The organism is Actinosynnema sp. NPDC023658 (assembly GCF_040639995.1).
Taxonomy (GTDB): Bacteria; Actinomycetota; Actinomycetes; order Mycobacteriales; family Pseudonocardiaceae; genus Actinosynnema.
On record NZ_JBFAAX010000620.1, the window covers coordinates 1 to 2010 of the forward strand.

Annotated in this window: 4 protein-coding genes; 1 reads left to right on the forward strand and 3 read right to left on the reverse strand. The window is 74.9% G+C overall.

What is annotated here, in order from left to right; genetic code table 11:
* Positions 1–366 (forward strand): ATP-binding protein (locus AB0G02_RS32220; RefSeq protein WP_360801688.1); only part of this gene is annotated, 366 nt, incomplete at its 5' end.
* A 22-nt stretch (positions 367–388) separates the two neighbouring features.
* Here AB0G02_RS32220 and AB0G02_RS32225 read toward each other — a convergent pair.
* The 3 genes from AB0G02_RS32225 to AB0G02_RS32235 all read right to left on the reverse strand — a co-directional run.
* On the reverse strand, positions 389–1090 hold the full coding sequence (locus AB0G02_RS32225) for a response regulator transcription factor (protein WP_360801691.1): 702 nt from the start codon (positions 1088–1090) through the stop codon (positions 389–391).
* Entirely contained in the window at positions 1017–1610 is a 594-nt protein-coding gene (locus tag AB0G02_RS32230; RefSeq protein WP_360801694.1) for a signal peptidase I, read from the reverse strand. Before AB0G02_RS32230 ends, AB0G02_RS32225 begins: the two co-directional genes overlap by 74 nt.
* 10 nt (positions 1611–1620) lie before the next feature.
* Positions 1621–2010 (reverse strand): hypothetical protein (locus AB0G02_RS32235; RefSeq protein ID WP_360801697.1); only part of this gene is annotated, 390 nt, incomplete at its 5' end.

Consider the following 2010-nt stretch of genomic DNA (forward strand, 5'->3'; position numbering starts at 1 on the left):
GCCGGGGTCGAGGTGCGCGGCGACGCGGACCGGCTCGTGCAGGTGGGGGCGAACCTGATGGCCAACGCGGTGGCGGTGTCGCCGCCGGGCGAGGCGGTGCGGGTGTGGTGCGGGTCGGACGCCGCGCACGCGCTGGTGCACGTGTCCGACCGGGGCGGTGGGGTGCCGGAGGACCAGGTCGACCGGATCTTCGAGCCCTTCGTGCAGCTCGGTCCGGGCGGCGCCGGGCTGGGGTTGACGATCACCCGCGGCATCGTGGAGGCGCACGGCGGCTCGGTCTCGGTGCGCTCGACCCCCGGGTCGGGCAGCACGTTCACCGTCAGCCTCCCGTCGGCCGGTCCGCTGGTGGACCGCCCGTGGTGGTGACCCGGACCTCCGCTGGTCCAGGTCAGCGGAGGTCCTGGTCGATGCGGTAGCCGACACCGCGGACGGTCGCGATCACGTTCCCCGCGCCGGCCGCGGCGAGCTTGCGGCGCAGGTTGGACAGGTGCACGTCCACCGCGTGGTCGTCGGCCAGCCACTCCTCGCCCCAGGCGCGGCGGCGCAGCTGCTCGCGGGTGCGGACCCGGTTGGGGTGCTCCGCGATGGCGGCCAGCAGCTCGAACTCGATGCGCGTGGTGCGCACGAGGCTGCCGTCGACCAGGACCTCGCGGGCGTCGAAGTCGACCACGACCGGACCGAGGACGCGCCGGTTGGCGGGCGGGGCGGCCACGACGGGCGCGGTGCGGGGCCGGCGCAGCAGGACGTGGACCCGGGCGACCAGCTCGCGCGGCGAGAAGGGCTTGGTGAGGTAGTCGTCGGCGCCCGCGGACAGGCCGACGAGCTTGTCCACCTCGTCCGCGCGGGCGGTGAGGATCAGCACGTAGGCGGTGGAGAAGTGGCGCAGCCGCCGGCAGACCTCCAGCCCGTCCGGCCCGGGGATGTTGAGGTCCAGCACCACCACGTCCGGCACCCAGTCGCGGGCCTCCACCAGCCCCGTGTCCCCGTGCGCGGTGGTGCGCACGGCGAACACCGCGTCACGCAGCGCCAGCTCGATGACGAGCGCGATCTCCGGTGTGTCCTCCACGACGAGGACCTTCGCGGTGCTCACCCGGTCCAGTGTTACCCGCCGCGCCCGTCGCGGCAGGGCGCGCGGGCCGGTGCAGCGCCCGCTTGGCCGCCACCAGCAGGGCCAGTCCGATCAGGACGATGAGGCCGACCTTGACGCCGGGGTACTGGCCGAGCAGGGCGGCACGGCCGAGGAACGGCACGTCGGCCACGGACACGGGCACCGTGTCGGACACGATCCGCAGCGCCTGCGGGTCCGCGGCCTCGTTCGCGTCGCCCTTGGTGCGCACCACGACCGCGCCGCCGGAGGTGTCCTTGGAGATCACCCGGTGGGCGTACCTCTCACCGGGCGCGTCCGGGCGTGGCAGCACGACGACGTCCCCCACCCGCACGTCGGCCGCCGGGACGGGCCGGGTGACGAGCAGGCCGCCGGGCGCGAACGCGGGTTCCATGCTGGGCGAGAGCACGGGTGCGAACCCCACGTGCAGCACGACGACGAGCACCGAGACGGCGACCGCGACGAGCGCCGCGGTGGCGAGCAGCAGGTTGGACAGCACGCGCACGGCTGGTTCCTCAGGAGTTGGTGGTGGTGGCCGCCCGGACGTGCGCCCGGGTGGTGGAGGCGGACAGCGAGACCGTCATGCCGAGGCCGGCGGGCAGCGTGAGCCGGAGACCGATCGCGGCGCCCGGCGCCACGGGCAGCGGCGTCGTGGTGCCGTTCGAGACCGCCACCACCTGACCGCCGGGGCACGAGCCGTTCTGCCACGGGCCGGAGGTGCAGGCGGTCAGCGAGGCGCCGGACAGCGGGAACCCCGAGCCGGACAGGGAGTAGACCTGCCCGGTCAGGGCCGCCGTGCCGGTGTTGCGGGCGGTCAGGTAGGCGTTGAGGGGGATGAGGGAGCTGTAGTTGGCGGTGTAGGGCCGTCCGGTCAGCAGCGTGCCGCCCGGGTCGGTCAGGGTGGC